The organism is Pseudoalteromonas prydzensis, assembly GCF_011050055.1.
Lineage (GTDB): Bacteria > Pseudomonadota > Gammaproteobacteria > Enterobacterales > Alteromonadaceae > Pseudoalteromonas > Pseudoalteromonas prydzensis_A.
Genome location: NZ_DRGM01000199.1, coordinates 19,160 through 40,156, shown reverse-complemented (window position 1 = coordinate 40,156; position 20,997 = coordinate 19,160). Strand labels below are relative to the sequence as shown.

Annotated in this window: 17 protein-coding genes; 6 read left to right on the top strand and 11 right to left on the bottom strand. The window is 42.4% G+C overall.

The genetic code is table 11. The annotated features are described in order from the left end of the window. A partial coding sequence (locus tag ENH88_RS20530) for an ATPase, T2SS/T4P/T4SS family (RefSeq protein WP_304185161.1) occupies positions 1 to 532 on the top strand: 532 nt, incomplete at its 5' end. 61 nt (positions 533 to 593) lie between these two features. Beyond that, positions 594 to 824 (top strand): DNA gyrase inhibitor YacG, encoded by a 231-nt coding sequence (gene yacG / locus ENH88_RS20525; RefSeq protein ID WP_064667149.1) that lies wholly within the window; start codon positions 594 to 596, stop codon positions 822 to 824. A 412-nt stretch (positions 825 to 1,236) separates the two neighbouring features. On the opposite strand, the gene ENH88_RS20520 is transcribed toward yacG, so the two are convergent. The 5 genes from ENH88_RS20520 to tkt all read right to left on the bottom strand — a co-directional run bounded on the left by ENH88_RS20520 (position 1,237) and on the right by tkt (position 6,435). Further along, positions 1,237 to 2,409, bottom strand: a complete 1,173-nt coding sequence (locus ENH88_RS20520; protein WP_414704873.1) for an NRAMP family divalent metal transporter — start codon at positions 2,407 to 2,409, stop codon at positions 1,237 to 1,239. Between the two features lie 193 nt (positions 2,410 to 2,602). Continuing rightward, positions 2,603 to 2,959 (bottom strand): ribosome hibernation-promoting factor, HPF/YfiA family, encoded by a 357-nt coding sequence (gene hpf / locus ENH88_RS20515; RefSeq protein WP_016708282.1) that lies wholly within the window; start codon positions 2,957 to 2,959, stop codon positions 2,603 to 2,605. A gap of 181 nt (positions 2,960 to 3,140) precedes the next feature. Beyond that, positions 3,141 to 3,452 carry a pyrimidine/purine nucleoside phosphorylase gene (locus tag ENH88_RS20510; RefSeq protein WP_304185158.1) on the bottom strand — a complete coding sequence of 104 codons (312 nt, stop codon included), beginning with the start codon at positions 3,450 to 3,452 and terminating at the stop codon, positions 3,141 to 3,143. Between the two features lie 228 nt (positions 3,453 to 3,680). After that, positions 3,681 to 4,124 (bottom strand): hypothetical protein, encoded by a 444-nt coding sequence (locus tag ENH88_RS20505; RefSeq protein WP_304185157.1) that lies wholly within the window; start codon positions 4,122 to 4,124, stop codon positions 3,681 to 3,683. 319 nt (positions 4,125 to 4,443) lie between these two features. Next, positions 4,444 to 6,435: a transketolase gene (gene tkt / locus ENH88_RS20500; protein WP_304185156.1), complete on the bottom strand. Its 1,992-nt coding sequence runs from the start codon at positions 6,433 to 6,435 to the stop codon at positions 4,444 to 4,446. A 282-nt stretch (positions 6,436 to 6,717) separates the two neighbouring features. On the opposite strand from tkt, the gene metK reads away from it, so the two are divergent. Next, complete coding sequence (gene metK / locus ENH88_RS20495) at positions 6,718 to 7,869, top strand: methionine adenosyltransferase (RefSeq protein ID WP_304185155.1); 1,152 nt, start codon at positions 6,718 to 6,720, stop codon at positions 7,867 to 7,869. Between the two features lie 227 nt (positions 7,870 to 8,096). Here the strand turns inward: metK and ENH88_RS20490 are convergent, their stop codons facing one another. The 4 genes from ENH88_RS20490 to ENH88_RS20475 all read right to left on the bottom strand — a co-directional run bounded on the left by ENH88_RS20490 (position 8,097) and on the right by ENH88_RS20475 (position 12,924). Continuing rightward, positions 8,097 to 8,504: a diacylglycerol kinase gene (locus ENH88_RS20490; RefSeq protein WP_414704872.1), complete on the bottom strand. Its 408-nt coding sequence runs from the start codon at positions 8,502 to 8,504 to the stop codon at positions 8,097 to 8,099. A gap of 56 nt (positions 8,505 to 8,560) precedes the next feature. After that, positions 8,561 to 10,549 (bottom strand): LTA synthase family protein, encoded by a 1,989-nt coding sequence (locus tag ENH88_RS20485; RefSeq protein ID WP_304185154.1) that lies wholly within the window; start codon positions 10,547 to 10,549, stop codon positions 8,561 to 8,563. A gap of 145 nt (positions 10,550 to 10,694) precedes the next feature. Next, positions 10,695 to 11,372 carry an START domain-containing protein gene (locus tag ENH88_RS20480; RefSeq protein WP_304185153.1) on the bottom strand — a complete coding sequence of 226 codons (678 nt, stop codon included), beginning with the start codon at positions 11,370 to 11,372 and terminating at the stop codon, positions 10,695 to 10,697. A 31-nt stretch (positions 11,373 to 11,403) separates the two neighbouring features. After that, complete coding sequence (locus tag ENH88_RS20475; protein WP_304185152.1) at positions 11,404 to 12,924, bottom strand: CYTH and CHAD domain-containing protein; 1,521 nt, start codon at positions 12,922 to 12,924, stop codon at positions 11,404 to 11,406. A gap of 214 nt (positions 12,925 to 13,138) precedes the next feature. On the opposite strand from ENH88_RS20475, the gene ENH88_RS20470 reads away from it, so the two are divergent. Then, positions 13,139 to 13,738, top strand: a complete 600-nt coding sequence (locus ENH88_RS20470; RefSeq protein ID WP_304185151.1) for a TIGR04211 family SH3 domain-containing protein — start codon at positions 13,139 to 13,141, stop codon at positions 13,736 to 13,738. Positions 13,739 to 14,163: 425 nt separating this feature from the next. Here the strand turns inward: ENH88_RS20470 and ENH88_RS20465 are convergent, their stop codons facing one another. Then, on the bottom strand, positions 14,164 to 14,646 hold the full coding sequence (locus ENH88_RS20465; protein WP_145235173.1) for a winged helix-turn-helix transcriptional regulator: 483 nt from the start codon (positions 14,644 to 14,646) through the stop codon (positions 14,164 to 14,166). A 169-nt stretch (positions 14,647 to 14,815) separates the two neighbouring features. On the opposite strand from ENH88_RS20465, the gene putA reads away from it, so the two are divergent. Together putA and ENH88_RS20455 are read left to right on the top strand one after the other, a co-directional pair. Continuing rightward, on the top strand, positions 14,816 to 18,619 hold the full coding sequence (gene putA, locus ENH88_RS20460; RefSeq protein ID WP_304185150.1) for a bifunctional proline dehydrogenase/L-glutamate gamma-semialdehyde dehydrogenase PutA: 3,804 nt from the start codon (positions 14,816 to 14,818) through the stop codon (positions 18,617 to 18,619). A gap of 107 nt (positions 18,620 to 18,726) precedes the next feature. Next, positions 18,727 to 19,923 carry an HD-GYP domain-containing protein gene (locus ENH88_RS20455; RefSeq protein WP_304185149.1) on the top strand — a complete coding sequence of 399 codons (1,197 nt, stop codon included), beginning with the start codon at positions 18,727 to 18,729 and terminating at the stop codon, positions 19,921 to 19,923. A gap of 47 nt (positions 19,924 to 19,970) precedes the next feature. Here the strand turns inward: ENH88_RS20455 and ENH88_RS20450 are convergent, their stop codons facing one another. After that, positions 19,971 to 20,993, bottom strand: a complete 1,023-nt coding sequence (locus ENH88_RS20450; RefSeq protein ID WP_304185148.1) for a general secretion pathway protein GspB — start codon at positions 20,991 to 20,993, stop codon at positions 19,971 to 19,973. Between the last annotated feature and the right edge of the window lie 4 nt (positions 20,994 to 20,997).

The window sequence follows — 20,997 nt, the reverse complement described above, 5'->3', positions numbered from 1 at the left end:
TGTGGTGATGGTGGGTGAGATCCGAGACCTTGAAACCGCGGAAATCTCAATAAAAGCGGCACAAACCGGTCACTTGGTTATGTCTACCTTACATACCAACTCAGCACCCGAAACCCTAACGCGTTTACTTAATATGGGTGTGCCTGCGTATAACGTGGCCAGCTCGATTAGCTTGATCATCGCACAGCGTTTAGCCCGTCGTTTATGCCCAAAATGTAAAGCACCTGAAACGTTGCCAAGTGAAGAGTTACAACGCCAAGGCTTTAGCCCAGAACAAATAAGCGAACTGACTTTATTTGCTCCCAAAGGCTGTGACAGCTGCACCGATGGCTATAAAGGCCGGGTAGGTATTTATGAAGTAATGCAAATTACCCCTGAAATTGCGCAAATTATTATGCGTGGTGGTAATTCATTGGAGATAGCTGAAGTGTCATTGAAGGCTGGTTTTAATAATTTACGCTTATCAGGCCTACGTAAAGCCGCCGCCGGTATGACCTCGCTTGCAGAAATAAACCGCGTTACTAGTTTTTAAGAACTCAGGTTCCTAGGCTTTAGGTTCTAGGAATCGCAAACAATATATATGAGAAGATGTTATGCCAACAGTTGTAAGCTGCCCAACTTGTAAAGCCCAAGTAGAATGGTCAGAAAAAAGTCCACACCGCCCTTTTTGCTCTAAACGCTGTCAGTTAATTGATCTAGGCGAATGGTCGTTTGAAAACAATAAAATCTCTGCACCAATTACCTCTGCGGATGATTTAAGCCAAGATATGATTGAAGATATTGAAGCTATGCTTGCTAAAAACGACGATGATTTTTTCAAATAGAACAAGCTTTATTCGTACAAAGAATTGATTCACAAAGAGGTTAAGAGGCGCTGCGCTTTAGAGAAGTAATTATAAAAGTAGGGGCTAGGTTCTAGAAACTGACTAAGTGCTAGGTGTATTTATCCCACAGCTCGAAGCCCCTGTTTTTTTCTCATTTACTCTCATTCACTTCTCTTTGTGCAAAATGGTTTTAGTGATTAATTCACCACCGAGAACACCGAGTTCACAGAGAAGAAATAAGTAATTTTTTACTTTGGTTTCTCTGTGTAGCGCGCAGCGCCTTTGTGCCCTCGGTGGTAAAATAGGTTTATCATGTAAATGTATAAACAGTCGCGAGGTAAACTCGCTGCTACAAATACGTAGGCGCGGGTTTACCCCGCGCACATTGCAGCTAGGCATCTTACCTTTTAAGTTAACCAAGCTGCCAAACTAAAAACACCAACGCAAAGCCAACTAAATAGAACAGCCCGAGCCAGCTCAAACCGCGTATCGTTTTAGAATGTTGAATGCTTGGCTCTGAGCGTACTAAACTAAAATTCAACCATGCAAAAATAGGTGTAGTCACAAATGCGAGTGTCATAGCAAATGTGAGCATCGGGCCTAAAGCTGATTTAAAAAACAAGATCACCGCCATACCTGTGAGTGATTGCAATATTAGCCAAATATTTAGGCTGTGCTTGCTTTGCTTACAACCAAGCAGTTTGTGTGATTCATTTAATGTTCGCGCGTAGCCATCAAGCACTGTAAGGGTGGTACCAAACATACATAAAAAAGCGATAACCGACACCAGCGGTCGTGCCCATTCGCCAATAGTTAGAGCGTACATATCAATCAGTTGTTTAGCAAACGCCACACCACCTAGCGCAATTTCGCTACTTTGCCCGTACTGTACTAATACACCCAAAGAGAAAAACACCAGCGCTAATACTGCGGTTAACCAGTAACCCAAATTGAAATCAAATAAACCCTGCGCTCTCGTTACCGTTTGCTGGCTTTGCTTTTCTTTTAGCCACAATGAACTTAACGCTGAAATTTCTATCGGTGCAGGCATCCACCCCATTAACGCAACCATAAACCCAAGCATGGCTAGTTCATAAGGAGATGGGCCAACGTAATCAACTGGCGCCATAGGGCCGTTACTAAACGCAATCGCAAGGGCAATAACGGTGGCAAGAGTTAATAACGCCATAATCGCTTTGGCAACGTTATCCAGTGCTTTAAAATGCCCGAGCAATAAAATCACTAAGCACACAGCTAATATTAACCAACATAATAAGGTCACTGAAATAGTGATCGGCAGCGCATAATGCAACAGACTTGCTGTCAGCAATAAAACACCAGCGGTATTCACTACCGCAGCAATAATATTTAAGCCGATAAAGCTGTAAAAAAACCACGGTCCTTTACTTTGATACCCTTCAACAAGACTTTTTTTAGTTGCTAATGTGTATTCAATGCCAAAGCGGAAAAACGGATACTTAAGTACGTTTACCACTACAATAAGCCAAAATAGTTGCCAGCCAAAAATGGCGCCGGCTTGCGTTGATGCGACTAGATGTGAACCGCCAATGGCTGCAGTGGCCATTAAAATACCAGGCCCTAATGCGTTTAAACGGGTTTGCCAAGTTGATACTGCTGCTTGCATATGTGTGCTTACTACTTATTTTTATTAATAAGTAAGTTACAGCGTTTTAGTGTGGATTGAAAGTGAGAAGATTAGTGGAAGATGAAACGGTTTGCTAGATCCTAGTTACCTAGAACCTAGCGCCTTTTATTTCTTAACGTAAATCCATTTCCTGAATAATTTCATGAGCAATCTCAGGTGTGGTGCTCACTGGTTTTTGGTGTAGATTGGCTTTAATTTGGCCTTTGCGATGCTTTAATGCCGCATCGAGTTTCTTAGCCGCGTTTGCTATTGCAGGGTAAAGAACTTCGTTCTCGCCTTTAACAGATAAACGCGCGCCTTCGTATATGGTGCTAATTTCTGCTTGGAGCTTGTGGTGCTCTTTTGAAAGAATGATATCGAGTGCGATCAGAGATGGAAAATGGCTCGCAATTTTTGAAAATTTTTCGTTGATGTGCTCTCTAATAGAGTCAGTAACGTCAACATGGTGACCAGAAAGATTAATTTTCATAGGGTATCCTTTTTTATGTTACCTCATAACTAGTATTGGGGGCTATTTAGATTAACACAAGGCAGAAAAGCATAAATATGAAATTTATTTGTTAGTAAAGCTGATTTAGATCATCCTCAGAGTATTAAATATGCAAAAGCCCGCGTATGGCGGGCTTTCAGCGTGTCACTTAAATTGTATGTTAAGTGTACGAACAGCAATAATCGGCAAAGTCAGCAACTTTTACTTGGAAAGTGACGTTAGCATCAACGTTAAATGACTCCCCCGCTGACATTGTTTGCCACTCGCTCTCGCCAGGTAACAATACTTGCCACTGGCCGCCGTTAAGCTCCATTAATTCTTTTTTACTGGTTGCGAATTCAAATTCACCCGGCTGCATAAAGCCTAATGTTTTGGTGCTGCCATCAGCAAAAACCACGGTACGACTTGAGACTTTACCGTCAAAATACACATTGGCTTGTTTAACCACACTTACATTATCAAACTGAGACATCCTCACTCCTGTTTATAGTATTTATAATTTAATTACCCCCACAGTGCCTGATACTCAAAAAGCTTGCAAGGGAAGAGTCATAGTAATGAAAAATACTCATGGGCTTCGGGCTTACATTGTAGGTCGTGCTTTAGCGCGTAAAGTGTTTAAGAGTTAAATAAATTTTTAGCTGTGATAAACAGTGGTAACGCTCTAATCAGTCGAGCCGTTGTTTTGCGTCATCTGCATTTACTTATTATGTTTCTCATAGTGTGATTTGAAGACTTGGTAGTTAATTCCAGCCGATATAAAACAAATTATTCCACCCATTAGGAAAAACAAATGTGCAGAACTAATAGTGCCGACTTCAATAAAGTATCCCATCAGTCCAAATACCGATACCACTGTAAAAACAGCGCCCAACCCAAAAAACATAACTAGAGGCGATTTAGTGCTAAATAGCTTCATATCTAAGCTTGGCTTTTCCCAATATTCCTTGGGCTTTTTCAAATATTTGTTTACGAGTGAATCGACAATGGACATCGCAGAAAAGCCTAATATCCCAAATATGAAATTACTAATTCCAAACTCAAACTTGTCGTGTATAGGTGCAAAGCTTAAAGCAACACCATGAGCAACGCTGACTATCGAAATTAGAAATAAATAAATGAAATTGCGGTGTCGAATTTTCATAGGGAAAGATAACCATTTTACAGTGCGCTAATCGTTAATATTCCTGCTGATTTAACGCTCATCTTTCTAAATTATTATAGTTTTAACAAATTAGCTAAGATATTACTATCACTAAGTTTTTGTTCAGCTTAAAGCAAAATCAGATAAGGCAATTTGAACACCATACAATCGGGGCTAAAGCACCCTCCTACGATTTTTCCTTGGCACTGTGCCTCAAATTAAAAACTGATGGCTGATGGCTGACGGCTAACAGCTCCATACAAAAAAGCCCGCGCTGCGTTTAGCACAGTGCGGGCTTTTAAATTTTAATCGTTAAAGACTAAAACAATTCGTTAGCTTTGTTTACGATGTTTTCTACCGTGAAGCCAAAGTGCTCAAACAGCTCGTTAGCAGGTGCTGACTCACCAAAGGTGGTCATCCCCACTACAGCGCCGTTTAGGCCTACATATTTATACCAGTAGTCTGCAATGCCTGCTTCTACCGCTACGCGGCGTGAAACGGCTGCCGGTAATACGCTTTCTTTGTAAGCGGCATCTTGTGCATCAAATACATCGGTCGATGGCATAGAGACAACACGTACTTTTTTACCTTGCTGACGTAATTCAGCGGCTGAATCTTGTGCTAATTGCACCTCAGAGCCAGTTGCGATTAAGATAAGCTCAGGCTCGCCATCACAGCTCAGCACGTAACCGCCTTTTTTCACGTCACTTAATTGCTGTGCTGAGCGTGTTTGTTGCTCAAGGCCTTGGCGAGTAAAGATCAGTGATGTTGGACCGTCTTGGCGTTCAATCGCTTGTTGCCATGCAATCGCAGACTCAACTTGGTCACACGGGCGCCAGTTAACTAGGTTTGGCGTTAAACGCATGCTAGCAATTTGCTCTACCGGTTGGTGAGTTGGACCATCTTCACCTAAACCAATTGAATCGTGGGTGTATACAAAAATGCTTGGCACTTTCATCAGTGCAGCCATACGTACTGCATTACGTGCGTATTCCATAAACATTAGGAAGGTTGCGCCGTAAGGAATAAAACCTTTATGCAGTGCAATACCATTCATAATCGCCGACATACCAAACTCACGCACACCGTAGTAGATGTAGTTACCGCTAGCATCATCGCGCGTTAAGCCTTTAGAACCTTTCCAAATAGTCAGGTTAGAACCGGCTAAATCCGCAGAGCCGCCCATAAATTCAGGCAGTAACGGGCCAAATGCATTCAGTGCATCTTGCGATGCTTTACGTGATGCTGGGTTTGCTGGGTTTGCGTCTAGTTGCTCAATATAAGCTTGTGATTTTTCAGCCCAATCAGCGGGCAACTCACTGCTAGTACGGCGTTTAAATTCAGCGGCTAGCTCAGGGTGTGCAGCGGCGTACGCGGCAAATTTTTCATCCCAGCTCGCTTCAAGTTGTTTACCCTTTTCTTTGCCATCCCATTGAGCATAAATATCAGCTGGGATTTCAAATGCCTCACCGGTCCAACCTAGGAACTCGCGGGCTGCTTTGATTTCGTCTTCACCTAGTGGTGCGCCGTGACAATCATGACTACCTGATTTATTTGGTGAACCGTAACCGATCACTGTTTTACAACAAATAAGCGTTGGCTTGTCAGTCACACTGCGTGCTTCTTCGATGGCTGCGCGAATTGCATCTGAATCATGGCCGTCAACATTACTTACTACATGCCAACCGTAAGCTTTAAAGCGTGCTGGGGTATCATCACTAAACCAGCCTTCCACTTCACCATCGATTGAAATACCGTTGTCATCCCAAAACGCAACAAGCTTACCTAGGCCTAATGTGCCGGCAAGTGAACAGGCTTCATGAGAAATACCTTCCATTAAGCAACCATCGCCTAAGAACGTATATGTGTGGTGATCAACAATCTCATGGCCTTCACGGTTAAATTGTGCCGCTAATGCTTTTTCAGCAATCGCCATACCGACTGCATTTGTGATCCCTTGACCAAGTGGGCCCGTAGTGGTTTCAATCCCTGGTGCATAACCGTACTCTGGGTGACCAGGTGTTTTTGAATGCATTTGACGGAAGTTTTTAATTTCCTCAATTGGCAAATCATAACCACTTAAGTGCAATAGAGAATAAATAAGCATTGAACCGTGGCCATTTGAGAGTATAAATCGATCTCTGTCTACCCACTCTGGATTTGTTGGATTATGATTTAGATAATCGCGCCATAGTACTTCTGCGATATCAGCCATGCCCATAGGGGCTCCAGGGTGGCCTGATTTGGCCTGTTGTACTGCGTCCATTGATAAGACGCGAATAGCATTTGCAAGTTCTTTGCGAGACGGCATGAATTCTCCTACCTTTAACTGTATTTGCGCTGGTTGTTGTGTGTTTTTCAAGAACACCCATTCTTACTTATTGTAGGGGCTGTGTGCAATTAAAAACCCTGATTAAATTGGCTATTATGAAAATTTTTTAAGAACAAAAAGTTATTAGTAATTTTATTTAGACGTCTAGGCGTAAAAACACTATGCAACTATCGTTGTTTTAGATAAAATACGCCCCTTAATTTTTTAGCGCTCTTACCGACCCGACGTTTGTGAAGCGCAATATTTGTGAGCAGAAAGACAATGGCAAAACATTTATTTACTTCTGAATCTGTTTCTGAAGGTCATCCGGATAAAATCGCGGACCAAATCTCTGACGCGGTACTTGATGCCATCTTAGAACAAGATTCTCATGCCCGTGTTGCATGTGAAACTTACGTTAAGACTGGTATGGTTATGGTTGGTGGTGAAATCACTACTAGCGCATGGGTTGATATCGAAGAGATCACCCGTAAAACTGTACGTGAAATTGGTTACACCCATTCAGACATGGGTTTTGATGCTGATTCTTGTGCTATTTTAAACACTATCGGTAAGCAATCACCTGATATCAACCAAGGTGTTGACCGTACTAGCCCTGAAGAACAAGGCGCTGGTGACCAAGGTTTAATGTTTGGTTATGCATGTAACGAAACTGAAGTATTAATGCCTGCACCAATCACTTACTCACACCGTTTAGTACAGCGTCAAGCGCAAGTACGTAAAAGCGGCGAGCTAAACTGGTTACGCCCAGATGCAAAATCACAAGTTACATTTGCATACGAAAATGGCAAGCCTGTAAGCATTGATGCTGTGGTACTTTCTACTCAACACAGTGAAGACATTTCACAAAAAGATTTAGTCGAAGCCGTGATGGAAACTATCATCAAACCGGTACTTCCTGCTGAGCTTATCTCAAGCGCCACTAAATTTTTCATTAACCCGACTGGCCGTTTTGTAATCGGTGGCCCAATGGGTGACTGTGGTCTTACTGGTCGTAAAATCATCGTTGATACATACGGCGGTATGGCTCGTCACGGTGGCGGTGCATTCTCTGGTAAAGATCCTTCAAAAGTTGACCGTAGCGCTGCGTACGCTGCACGTTACGTTGCTAAAAACATCGTTGCTGCTGGCCTTGCTGATAAGTGTGAGCTACAAGTGTCTTACGCAATTGGTGTTGCAGAGCCTACCTCAATCAGTGTTGAAACATTTGGCACCAGTAAGCTTGAAGAGTCACGTTTAATCGAATTAATTCGTGAACACTTTGACTTACGCCCTTATGGTCTAATTAAAATGCTTGATCTTGAGCGCCCAATTTATCAACCAACCGCTGCTTACGGGCACTTCGGTCGTGATGAATTCCCTTGGGAGCGTACAGATAAAGCAGACGCACTTCGCGCAGCCGCTGGCCTTTAATACCAGCATCTGGGTGAATGTAAGAAAAGCGCCGATTGGCGCTTTTTTTATGTCTGCTGATTATGTTGTTGTAAATGCCTAGGTTATTGTCGCGAGGTAAACTCGCTGCTACCAGACGTAGGCTCGGGTTTACCCCGCGCAATTAAAGCTAGGTTTTAGAAAGTGACTAGCTGTTAGGCTGTATTCGAAGCTCGTCGCTCGAAGCCAGTGACATTTTACCTCACTACCTATCCTATCAATGTAAGTATTTTTTCATACCCCGCAACACCCCACACTATTAGCAATACTAGTAACGCTAGGCTAACTGCTGCTGAAGCAATATCTTTCGCGCGCCCTGATAGCACATGGTATTCAACCCCAACGCGATCTGTTAATGCTTCAATTGCTGAGTTGAGCAGTTCAACTATCAGTAGTATTAAAAAGCTCACAATCAATAACACCCAATGCTGTAATGATTGTGCGAGCCAAACAGATAAAGGCAGTAATACTAGCCCTAGCGCAAGCTCAGTGCGAAAGGCCGACTCTTCCTTAAATGCAGCTTTAAATCCCTTAATAGAGCACTGGCTTGCTTTTAAAATACGCCCAATCCCTATGCCATTGGGTTTGTTTACTAAGTTAATTTCTGGTTTAGTCATTGTATGATCTTTAGCGTGTCGTTTTGCTTATCGGGTGATGGGTCAAGCATATTACCTTAATCCATACCTTGAGTTAATAACTGCCAAGCTGTCGCCATATATTGGGTATATGCTTGCTCTGTCTGCGCATCAATTTCGACAAATTGCGGGGGTGTTGTCGGTAAAAGCTGAGTTTTATCCCGCTCATTAACCGTATAATACTCATAAAGTGCCGATAAATCACCACGCCAGAGCTGCTCATTGTGACGTATTGTTTGAAAGCCAAATATCCTTCGCTCTGGTGCTGCATTGAATAATGATTGCCCCATGCTATAAAATTGCGTATTTGCTGGCGCAATTAAATCTAATAATGTTGGAGCGATATCCATATGGCTTGCCACTTGTTGCGCTGGCACTAAATCTGCACTAATGCCTTTGCCATAAATCACCATAGGCACATGAGTTAACTCATATAAATTTGGCCGTTGATGGAAGTTACGACGACTATAATGATCTCCCGTAATAACAAATAATGCATCTGGATAGCGTTGCTCCATCTTAGCCACAAACTCACCCAGCACTTTATCTGCATACCATAAATGCCCTAATATATAGGGGTCTAATAACTCCCCTGCTAATGTATTTATCTCTGCTGGGTAATCTGCGGCCGACTTATACGGGTAGTTATATTTTTCTAAATCGAGATTAAACGGGCCATGGTAACTACCTGATAGGATCACATTAACACTTTTTTGCGTGATTTTTTCTGCAACTAAATCAAATAACTGACCATCATCAATCCCCCATACTCCGGCGCTACCTTTACCACCAGCATCCGTTGCTGAATAAACCTTATCAGCACCTTGAGATAGAACGTATTCACCGACATTTTGCCACGATAGTAAACCACCATAAAAAAACTGGCTGGTGTACCCTAACTGCTCGAATTGATTAAATAATGACAGCTTGCTGCTTGGTTTTTGTGGCCCGATTAAACTCATATTAACCCCTGCATAAGGGATCCCAGATACAATACTCGATAACGAATTCATGGTGCTGCTAGCCGCAGGTAACACGTTATCTAGGTAAATACCTTTACTAGCTAGGTTTTTTAACTGATTGGTTAAATTAAGTGATGCATACTTCTGCTGTAACGGCCACGAATCGTAACTTTCCATAACAATCACGAACACCTGTGACGGTGCAGCTAACAAAGACGCTGTAGTGTGTTGACTCAATGCGTTTAAAGGTAAGGCATCAAGCGCTGAGTTATGGCTTAAATAGGGATTTTCGCCGCCTACACCATGGCTTTGTAGATCGTTGTAATCTTTAATGGCATAAAAAAAGCTGCGCAATGGATTGATCACTAAATTATTAATAAATGGGTCTGGCGTTACCGCTGACCATTTTCGCGAGGCAGGACGTGATTCGAACGAACCACGAATAGCACAGATAAATAACACTACAATGATGCTAATTAACAACGTACGCTTCCACTTACAACGAGTAAAAATACGCTCCAAGAAGCCATTCGATTGCTTATCAATGATGTGACATAACTTAAATGCAACCACTAACAATACCAATAAACTCAGTAAACTGCCCCATGGTTGATATTGCTCAATTGCAGTTAGAGCAATTGCTTGCTGGTCATCGTGCAACCCTTCAAACATAAAGTAATTAAATTGGCTGCCGTATTCTGTAATGTAGGTAATGCTGGTTATGCAGAGCAGAATTGCAACCGCAAAAAAGAGTTTCGCTGTCAATATACGCACAGCTCTGACCCAGTGTCCTAGCCGCAGCGGTTGTAAAATACAATTGAGTAGAAAAGGAATACTAAAACACACGCCACTGGCGGCGGAGTCAAATGCAAACCCTGTTTTTAACGCATTTAAAACAGTGTCTACATCTAACGAGGCAGTGATCCGGTTATGAAAATAAACCAAAAAGAACACCCGAAAGCTCATAAACAGCAAAACACCTGCAAACCACAGTGTCGCAATACGCCAACTTTCGTTAACAAATAAAAACCATCTGCTTGATTTAAATACTGATGATGCCAACACCTTCACTGTCCCTAAAATGGATTATTCCCAAAAGGAATTATTACCTACTTTAGTTACACAGACAATGTTGACTTTGTAATATTTTGTAATAAAACTGTTTAATTACAATACATTAACAAATTCACTAGTATCCTATTTTTAAGCACTATCGAGTTATTAATGATTGCTGGCTACAATCACCCAACTCTATTATTTGCTTATTCGGTTGATAAGTTTTTTCAAGCAAACGTTGTTTTAACGCTAATAAAGTATGCATAGCACTTTTAAGCCCAATTTTGTTACTGAGCCAATGAGGAATAGCCCCACCAGGGTCCGCGTATACAACATGGCGAATAGCCAATTGCGACTGCCCTTGCTCACTGGTTTCAGTTAACAACCAGCTTGCCTTAAGTTCAGTGATGCGGATCACGCCTTCGCGTTTATCAAGGAAATCCGTCAAAGCAGCAATCATTAACTCAGTTTGGGTGTGATTAACTCGTCGGTAGCATGAATAGCTCACCATATCGCGGTCTGCAACCGGCCATGGCGAATCAAATTGGCTGTGAACAATAGTTTCAGAGGGACTTAAGCGCTTTAATACTTGCACATGAGTAACATTTTCAATCCATAACGGAGCGCTATCGGTATCACTTAGCAAAGCCATAAAATCGTTTGCAGTGACACCTGGAACCATCATTTCAGCCTGCACTTCAAAAATGCCATTTTCATGTTTTTTGTAGTGCACGCTTACGCCATCACGCTGCTTCCATAACTGCCACTGTTGAATATCACTGAGCACACTGGTACTAAATAGCAGCGTTAACAATATTATTCGCCGTCTCATACATATTCCCTATGCACTGCTTTATAAATAATTATTGCCAGTAAGGAGCTATTCTATATGACGCTAAACGGCTTTGTTCCATTGCACTAACCAAGAACTCTGATTTTTTTTCTAGCCAGTTTTGAATTTTTGCCAGCTCTTCGTCATCTTGTCCGGCACATAACTGCTTTAAATACTCAAGCGTACTGAGCTCATACATACCGTGTGAAATGTCTAACCACGGAATGCGAAACTCACTGCGTTCATCTTTTTCAAATAACGCACCTAAACAATTACCGCTGAGTAAACTGTTTTCAAGCCGAGTACGTAAATCTAAATAATCTTTGAATGTCAGGGTTTTTTGCTCTGGCAATAATTGATGAAGATCTTGCCAATCTTTTTCAAATAATCGATTGGCGATCTCTGCGACAGGCTGCTCAGCGGCTTGAAATTGCACTTGCCCCCAGCTTTTACGCCATTGTTTATCGACTAACCAAGTCGTCAAAGACAACAATAGGCGGTTATAACGGGCGCTATGAAACAATCGATTAATATCATCAATACTCGGCTGTAGTTCTTTTAAGTCATTGATGACTTGGGTCAACTCTGGCGCACTGTTGATTTTTTTATAATAGGCGTGGCGCTTAGAGGTGTAAGTTTTCAACTGAATGGCATTTTCAACCCAGGCTAATTCACTGAGTAACCATTTGAGTTCTGTACGTAATGCTTCAGTGCTACTTTTATCAACAATATCATCAAATAACCAAAACGTATGGCGAATTAAACTAATCCCATCGGTTACACGCTTGAGGGTTTTTAAACTAGGTTTGTCAAAATAGCATTGCTCGTGCTTTTGTACAAAACGAATGCCAAAGCCAATAGCCGCTATGAGCGCTTGCTCTTGCGTGGCATTATTAGGAAGTGATACAAAACCGATTGATTTACTAGGCTTGAGCGGTTTATTGTCTGCTAAGCGATAGCCACGAGCCGCTTTCGAGTAGAGTCCTAAACGAACATTATTTTGACTAACAAGTTTATCCGCTAGCGTGAATAATTCATCGCGGCTACCTTCTATAAGCTCGATTTCTAGCTCACAAATAGGCTCCATTAAGCCAGACGCTGAGACTTCACCTTTATCTTGCACGACTTCAATTTTGGCACCGTTTGCTGTTTCAATAAGCCAAGTACGACGAATAAAGTTAGTACTAAAAATAGGATAAATATTGGCGGCAATTGCACTTATTTGCATACCATGCGGCCAAATACTGGCATCAAATGCAGTTATATTTGGTCGGCTACTTTCTAGCGGTAAGTTATATTCAGGTCGTTGGTGCAACCCACCGATGACTTCTCCAGCAAGCTTGATCGTTTGCTCACATTGATTATCCGCACAACGGGTTCGAAAACCGATATCAAGTGCCCTTAATTCACGACTCGGCGTATCAAAGTAAGTATTTTGCAAACTGCGAGAAGGCTTATTTGTAACGGTTTTTGCAAATTGAGTTATTAACGCGGGGATCAGTGGAATAACGGCGTCTGACACCAAAAACTTCAGTTCTATCTCAGTATCCATTAGGCTTGAGGATTACCTTTAAAATAAATAAGAGCTCAAAATAAACAAAGCTGCCCGACATTGCAAATTTTTTAGCTTATTTGGATCTACAAACAGCAGCAGTGATTACAATATCAACCTTGCTATTAGCGCGCTAAATCCATACTATCTCAAGACTTAACCATGAATAATACGATTGCTGTCTCACAGACGGTTACATTAACAGGGTAGATTGATGTTAAAACATTCTTTATTAGCTTTGCTATTTGCAGCGGCCACATTTATGAGCCACGCTGAAGAAACTGACTCAGCTAGCGATGCAAACACCGCTTATATAGTCGATAATCTTTATACATTTATGCATTCAGGCGCGAGTAAAAATTACCGTATTATTGGCTCTGTTGATGCAGGCACTAAATTGACGCAGTTATCAGCTGAAGAAAATGACTTCATAAAAGTTGTTGATGATAAAGGCCGTGAAGGCTGGGTAGAAGCTAAATTTGTTTCTAAAACCGCAGGCATTCACCAGCAATATCGTACTCTCAGTGCTGAAATGACATCAATGCAAGAGCAACTGCGCCAAGCACAAATTGAATTGCCACAACTACAAGAGCAAAGCCAGACACTAACGGACCAAAATACCGCGCTGTCAGAGCAAATTACTAAGTTAAAAAATACCTTAGCAGCAGAGCGTACACAAAAACAACAAGCGGGTGCAAAAGAAAAACGTCAACTATTAACCTATGGTGGCGCGATTGCATTTATTGGTTTGTTCTTAGGTATTATTCTGACCATCGTCTTATCACGTCGTAAGCGTTATGACGGTTGGGCGTAATCGATAACCACGATATTTGATATTAAAAAAGCACCCGAGGGTGCTTTTTTGTGCGCGGGGTAAACCCGCGCCTACGCATTGGTAGCAGCGAGTTTACCTCGCGACTGTTTATACATTTACACCGATAAACCTATTTTACCACCGAAAGCACAAAGACGCTTCGCGCTGCACAGAGAAACCCAACTAAAAGTAATCACTGTCGCTAATTTCTTCTCGGTGAACTCGCTGCTCGGTGGTGAATTAATCATTGAAATTTTTTTGCACAAAGAGAAATGAATGAGAGCAAATGAGAAGAGAAAAATGCCACAGGCTTCGAGCGACAAGCTCCGAATACACCCTAGCACCTAGTCACTTCCTAGAACCTAGTCCCTATTTAATTACGCGGGGTAAACCCGCGGCTACGTCTGGTAGCAGCGAGTTTTAATTTAAGTATCGAGTCTCAGCCCTGTGTCTTGCTTAATTTTTTCGATCACCATATAGGTGTGGTGCGTACCAACCCCAGGTATATCAACTAAATCTCCTAATACTTGGCGGTATTCATCCATATCAGAGACGCGAATTTTTAATAAATAATCGTAGCCACCAGCGACCATGTCGCACTCAACCACTTGTTTGATTTTTAAAATATGCTCACGAAACACTTTAAATACCGCGGTATTTGAGGTCACTAACGACACTTGCACATGGGCTACTAAGCTCTGATTAAGCTTTGCTTCACTAAGTTTAGCAAAGTAGCCCTCTATGTAGCCTTCTTGTTCGAGTCGTTTCACTCGGTCAAGACAAGGGCTAGGGCTTAAATTAACCTGCTTTGCGAGGTTAACATTAGAAATTCTGCCGTTTTTTTGCAGAACGTCTAAAATTGCTAAATCGATACGATCTAGCATGCGTAATCTATTCGGACTTGTCATAACAGAATTTTATGCGGATAAGTTTAAAGTATGCCCTGTAAATTATCGTAAAACGCTAAATTTAACCAGCATATTCTGCTGGATTTTAATTAGAATGCACGCATTACACAGATGAAAATCAGGCAGCAAAATTTTTTGCTGCAAGACTCCATACACCAGAGGGTTGCTTATGTTATTCGACGGCGATTTGACAACAACGTGTCCAATCAGACAAAAGATCCGTGATTTTTACCGCATTGACGAAAATGCCGTAATTGATCATATTTTACCGCTTGCTGAAGTAGGCGTAAAAGCCCGTAGCCGTGCTTGGGAGCGTGCTCGTCAGATAGTTCACACTATTCGTCGTGATCAAGATGGTCAAAGCGGGGTTGATGCACTTTTAAATGAGTTCTCACTTTCAAGTGAAGAAGGTGTGGTATTGATGTGTTTAGCCGAAGCCCTGCTTCGTGTGCCAGATAAAGCCACTCAAGATACCCTAATTCGCGATAAGTTAGCCAAAGGCGATTGGAGCTCTCACTTAGGTAGCAGTGACTCTTTATTTGTAAATGCATCATCTTGGGGCTTATTAGTAACCGGTAAAATGGTTAACTACACAGATAAAACCAAAGAGCAGCAATTTGGCGTATTGAAAAAAACCATTGGTCGCTTAGGTGAACCGGTTATTCGTAAGTCAGTAAACTTTGCCATGAAGATCATGGGTAAGCAGTTTGTAATGGGTCGCACCATTGACGAAGCCATCGAGCGCGCTGCTGAAAAAGAACAAAAAGGCTATGTGTATTCATACGATATGCTAGGCGAAGGCGCTCGCACCATGAAAGATGCTGACCGTTACTTCAATAGCTACATGAATGCGATTCATGCAATTGGTAAAGCGGCAAACGGCCGTGGCCCAATTAAGAGCCCAGGTATTTCAGTGAAGCTGTCTGCGATCCACCCTCGTTATGAGTTTACTCACAAAGAACGTGTGATGAGCGAGATTGTGCCTAAGCTTAAAGAGCTAGCCATGGCAGCAAAAAGCTACGATATCGGTTTCACTGTTGATGCTGAAGAAGCGGACCGTTTAGATATTTCTCTCGATGTGATTGAAGCAGTATTTAGTGACGATGACCTAGCTGGTTGGCATGGTTTTGGTTTAGCCGTGCAAGCGTATCAAAAACGCGCCATTTTTGTGATTGAATGGTTAACTGAGCTTGCTGGGCGTGTAGGCCGTAAAATGATGGTGCGTTTAGTTAAAGGTGCCTACTGGGATACTGAAATTAAAACCACACAACAAGATGGTTTAGAGCACTTCCCAGTGTTTACCCGTAAAGCTACAACTGACGTATCTTACAAAGCCTGTGCGATTAAAATGCTAGAAGCACGTGATGTACTTTATCCACAGTTTGCCACGCACAATGCCTACACTGCCGCCACTATTTTAGAAGTTGCTAAAGGTGATAACCAAGGTTTTGAATTCCAACGTCTGCACGGTATGGGTGAATCATTATTCGACCAAATCGTAACCGAAGAAAAAATTCAGTGTCGTGTGTATGCCCCTGTTGGTCAACACGAAGACTTATTGGCTTACTTAGTACGTCGTTTACTTGAAAACGGTGCGAACTCATCGTTTGTCAATGCCATTGTTGATACCACTAAACCGGTAGAATCACTATTACCGGATCCGGTAGAAACACTGCAAGGGTTACGTAATAAGTACAACACGCAAATCAAAATGCCAATTGATTTATACGGCGCTGAACGTGCTAATTCAAAAGGCATGGATTTAACCGATATCAATGTGATCACGCCATTCAAAGAAAACCTTGATAACTGGTTTGCTGAGCACCGTATTAGTGAAAGCGATATTCCTGAAGGTTCAATTGCAGTTAAAAACCCTGCAAACCATAAAGAAATCATCGGCCATGTTAAATTACAAAACAGCGATGATATGCTTGCCCTATTAGCAAACGCAGAAACGGCTTTTGAATCATGGTCACAAACGCCGGTTAAAGAGCGCGCCAATTTGCTACGCCGTATTGCTGACATCCTAGAGCGTCATCACGATGAGCTTGTGGCTATCTGTATCAAAGAAGCCGGTAAAGTGGCACAAGATGGCATTGACGAAGTACGTGAAGCGGTTGATTTTTGTCGTTACTACGCAGCCCGTGCCGAAGAACTAAGTGAAGATGAGCGTTTTGAAGCCCGTGGTGTAATCTTATGTATCAGCCCGTGGAACTTCCCATTAGCAATTTTCTTAGGTCAAGTCGCTGCTGCGATCGTAACTGGTAATACAGTTATCGCCAAACCAGCTGAACAAACAAGCTACATCGCACTGCGTACGATTGAGCTAATGTTATCGGTTGGCTTACCTGAGCACGTAGTACAACCTGTTATCGCTCGCGGTAGTGAAGTAGGTAAAACCATTGTTCCTGATGAGCGTATTCAGGCGGTTATGTTCACCGGTTCAACCGAAACGGGCACGCTTATTTCGCAAACATTGGCTGCTCGTAACGATATTCAAGTGCCACTAATCGCCGAAACCGGTGGTCAAAACTGTATGATCGTCGATTCAACGGCACTGCCTGAGCAAGTCGTTGACGATGTGATCAGCTCTGGTTTCCAAAGTGCCGGTCAACGTTGTTCAGCGCTGCGTGTTTTATTCTTACAAGAAGACATTGCTGATGGCGTGATTGAAATGCTCAAAGGCGCGTTAAAAGAGCTACACGTAGGCGATCCATCATTACTCTCAACCGATATCGGCCCTGTCATTGATGAAAAAGCACTGAAGAACTTAAACGAACACGTTGAGTACTTAAAAGGCAACGCAACACTACATTATGAGTGTGATATTCCTGATAACAGTGAAAACGGTGCTTACTTCTTTGCGCCACGTTTATATGAGATCAAAGATTTATCTGTACTAAAACGTGAAGTATTTGGCCCATGTGTGCATATCATTCGCTTTAAAGGCTCTGAGCTTGATAACGTGATTGACCAAATCAATAACACAGGTTTTGGCTTAACTATGGGGATTCACTCACGTATTGAAGAGCGTTGCGAGTACCTAGCAAAAATGTCGCGTGCCGGTAACGTCTACGTTAACCGTAACATGATTGGTGCAATTGTTGGTGTGCAACCGTTTGGTGGCCGTGGTTTATCTGGTACTGGCCCTAAAGCCGGTGGCCCTAACTACTTAACTCGTTTAGTTAAAGAAAAAGCATCGCCTGAAAACGTGCAAATGACAAACTTAACGCCAGACGAGCTTGACACTCACCACTATTCAGGTGCTGCTGAGCAAGTCGAGAAGTTAATGGCCAACTCAATGCGCGATGAAAAAATCTGGCGCGCAACCCCACTGAACGACCGTGTTTCAGCGGTACGTCAGCTGCTTGCAAAAGTAGCAACGGTTGATATCATCGATGAGTTGGCTGACGATTTAGCATTAACACTTGCCGATGCACGTGCCCAGCTTAATCGCCTTGAAAAGCACATGCGTAAGTTTACTACTTTGCCTGGGCCTACAGGTGAATCAAATACCCTGCACCTTGAAGCACGTGGTTGTGTAGTATGTTATGCCGATAAGAGCACCTCGTTTAACTTCTGGGCTATTTCGATCATCACCGCACTTGCTGCTGGTAATACCGTGATCACCGTAGCGTCAGAGTTATTCTATGACGAAGCGGTGGCGTTTAAAGATAAGTTTATCTCAACTGGTATTGCTGAAGGGGTATTCCAAGTAGCTAGACCGAATCAGTTACAAGCTATTTTGGCGCACCCTCATTTAGCAGGTGCGGTGGTTGCAGCGCGTTCTTCTCGCTTAGGCTACTTCAGCCAGCAGTTAGCGCAACGTAAAGGAGCAATCCTGCCAGTGATCAGCGCTGAATACTACGACACGCTAATCAAACGCTTATTAACAGAAAAGACTATCAGTATTGATACAACGGCATCAGGTGGTAACACATCGCTGATGACTCTTGTTGAAGACGACGAGTAAAGTTTAATAGCTATTAACAAAGGGCGCTAATTAGCGCCCTTTTTACTACTTATCCTGTAAAAAGTTTGCTAGCTTTGTAGTACGTTATTTATTATGAAGTAAACACATTGAAAATTATCCCAATCAATCAACTTATACCTGGTATGTTTGTACATAGCGTAACTAAACAAACGGGTAAAATTAAAATCAAAAACCAAGGTTGGGTAAAAACGCAAGCTGGCGTGCAGCAACTTATAAAAGCCGGTATCTTAGAAGTTGAAATTGATCCTGATAAAACCATTGTTGGACTCACACCGACTGCCACAACAGAAGATATAAAGGCTGAACCATCAAAACAACGTGATCCATGGTCTACAACACACAGTGTTGAGCAAGAGATGGACAAAGCATTTAAGCTCTACAGCGAAGCTAAACAGCTACAAAGCAAGGCATTTACCGATATAAAAGCCGGTAACACAATAGACATTACACCCTTTAAAGAATTAGCTAGCGGCTTTATTGATTCAGTATTTCGTAACCAAGATGCTCTTGCCTGCATTACTCGAATGCGTGAAAAGGATACTTACCTACTTGAGCACTCGATTAATGTATCTATTCTGATCAGTATTTTTGCTAAACACTTAGGTTTTGAACGAGCGCTTATTGAAGAGCTTGCCACCGGTGCGCTGTTACATGATATTGGTAAAATTCAGATACCTGACGACATTCTTAACAAGCCGGGTAAGTTAACCGATCAAGAATATAAAGTGATTCAGGATCATGCACGTTTTAGTAAAGAGATTTTAGAACAGGCGGGCCTTCAAGGCATTGCTGTCGATATTGCTGGCTTTCACCATGAGCGGCTAGATGGCACCGGTTACCCATTTGGCAAGCAAGCTGATGAAATAAGCCCGTACGTGCGTATGGCATCGATTGTTGATGTATATGATGCACTTACCGCAGAGCGTGTTTATAAGGCCGGCATGGAGCCAATTAAGGCCTTTAAAATACTCAAAGACGGTTGCCCAGATAGCTTTGATGGCGAGTTACTGACTAAATTTATTCAGTGTATTGGCGTTCATCCAGTTGGCACGTTAGTTAAACTGTCGAGTCAAAAAGTCGGCCTAGTGACCAAAAGCAACCCTAGCAGCCCTCTTAAACCTCAAGTGAAAACTTTTTACAATGCAAAACACGCTCACTATACACAAGTTCAAGATATAGATCTGGCGCATAACCGAACGCAAGATTCGTTAGAATCAGCCATTAAACCAGCGGATTTCAGCATTGATTTAATTAGATTTTTCAAAAATTCAATTTTGCCGTAATTATCACCGAAAACGAAATTAGCCTGCGCGAAGTAGCTATATAATCTTCACTGCGGCCAATCCTGCAGAGCCTTGAGACTAAATTCATAGTCATCAAAACTAAGTACGGTTTGCTCTGGAGTGATCTCCAGTACTCGTAAATCACCAATGCTATCGCCTTCATATAACTCACGGTTATTAAGTTTCACCCAACGCTTATCTTGCGATGATGAATAAATATGAGCTTGGTATTTAATATCTGGGATTATCGCCAGCAAGGCATCTGGCAATAACTCAATTGGCTGGGCATAAGATGAGTTTTTAGTGCCTTGGGTTATTTGGTGCGGCCTTGTATCTTGCGTGTCTTCGATGGCACGGGCAAAGGCATCTTTTAGTGCTGTTGGTACTGTTTCGAGTTCCTCATCAGTTGCTGTTGCTGGTTTTGCCTTCTCACTAGCAGGCTCACCGATAGGTTTACCTAATACCTTGTATTTACTCATATCGATATTATTGGCACTAGTATTAATGGTTGGCTGCATTTGCATAGCATTAGGATTGTATTGCTGTTGCGGTGCTGCATACACTTGCTGATAGCCATTAGGCGTTTGCACTAGTATAGGCTGACCTTGCGGGTAACTAGGCATATTGTTTACTGGCACTTGCACCCATTGATATTGCCCTGTTGCTTGTTGGTATTGCTGAGGCTGGACAAATTGCGGCGGTGGTGTCGGCTGCGCACTGGCAACTTGCGCTGGGTTAGTTTGTGCTGCTGCAGCTTGTTCTGGTGTCGATTGCTCTGGCTTCAACGTGACAGCTGCCGGTATTTTTTCATTCGCAGGCTCCACTGATTGCGGCTCAACAGTCGTTGCCACTTGTTCAGGGGCATTTAAATGATTTGTTTGTAACCATTTACCAATTGAAAATCCCGCCATCAAGGTCAGTAAAAAAGCAACTAGCAAGCCAAGCGAAATCGCAATAAAACGATAGCGTTGCAACTCTTGCTGTTGTTTTAATTGCTCAGCGTTTCTATCATGCGCAGACGCTTCGTCATGTTGTTCGGATTGTTTTAAGGCATCTAATAAATACGACATATAT

What these genes read in the sequence shown, in the direction of transcription:
- ENH88_RS20490 (WP_414704872.1), bottom strand. Translation starts at nt 8,504, where the DNA reads ATGACTAAACCAGAAATTAACTTAGTAAACAAACCCAATGGCATAGGG.
- ENH88_RS20505 (WP_304185157.1), bottom strand. Translation starts at nt 4,124, where the DNA reads ATGAAAATTCGACACCGCAATTTCATTTATTTATTTCTAATTTCGATA.
- ENH88_RS20480 (WP_304185153.1), bottom strand. Translation starts at nt 11,372, where the DNA reads ATGAGACGGCGAATAATATTGTTAACGCTGCTATTTAGTACCAGTGTG.
- ENH88_RS20470 (WP_304185151.1), top strand. Translation starts at nt 13,139, where the DNA reads ATGTTAAAACATTCTTTATTAGCTTTGCTATTTGCAGCGGCCACATTT.
- ENH88_RS20450 (WP_304185148.1), bottom strand. Translation starts at nt 20,993, where the DNA reads ATGTCGTATTTATTAGATGCCTTAAAACAATCCGAACAACATGACGAA.
- tkt (WP_304185156.1), bottom strand. Translation starts at nt 6,435, where the DNA reads ATGCCGTCTCGCAAAGAACTTGCAAATGCTATTCGCGTCTTATCAATG.
- hpf (WP_016708282.1), bottom strand. Translation starts at nt 2,959, where the DNA reads ATGAAAATTAATCTTTCTGGTCACCATGTTGACGTTACTGACTCTATT.
- yacG (WP_064667149.1), top strand. Translation starts at nt 594, where the DNA reads ATGCCAACAGTTGTAAGCTGCCCAACTTGTAAAGCCCAAGTAGAATGG.
- ENH88_RS20520 (WP_414704873.1), bottom strand. Translation starts at nt 2,409, where the DNA reads ATGGCCACTGCAGCCATTGGCGGTTCACATCTAGTCGCATCAACGCAA.
- putA (WP_304185150.1), top strand. Translation starts at nt 14,816, where the DNA reads ATGTTATTCGACGGCGATTTGACAACAACGTGTCCAATCAGACAAAAG.
- metK (WP_304185155.1), top strand. Translation starts at nt 6,718, where the DNA reads ATGGCAAAACATTTATTTACTTCTGAATCTGTTTCTGAAGGTCATCCG.
- ENH88_RS20465 (WP_145235173.1), bottom strand. Translation starts at nt 14,646, where the DNA reads ATGACAAGTCCGAATAGATTACGCATGCTAGATCGTATCGATTTAGCA.
- ENH88_RS20510 (WP_304185158.1), bottom strand. Translation starts at nt 3,452, where the DNA reads ATGTCTCAGTTTGATAATGTAAGTGTGGTTAAACAAGCCAATGTGTAT.
- ENH88_RS20475 (WP_304185152.1), bottom strand. Translation starts at nt 12,924, where the DNA reads ATGGATACTGAGATAGAACTGAAGTTTTTGGTGTCAGACGCCGTTATT.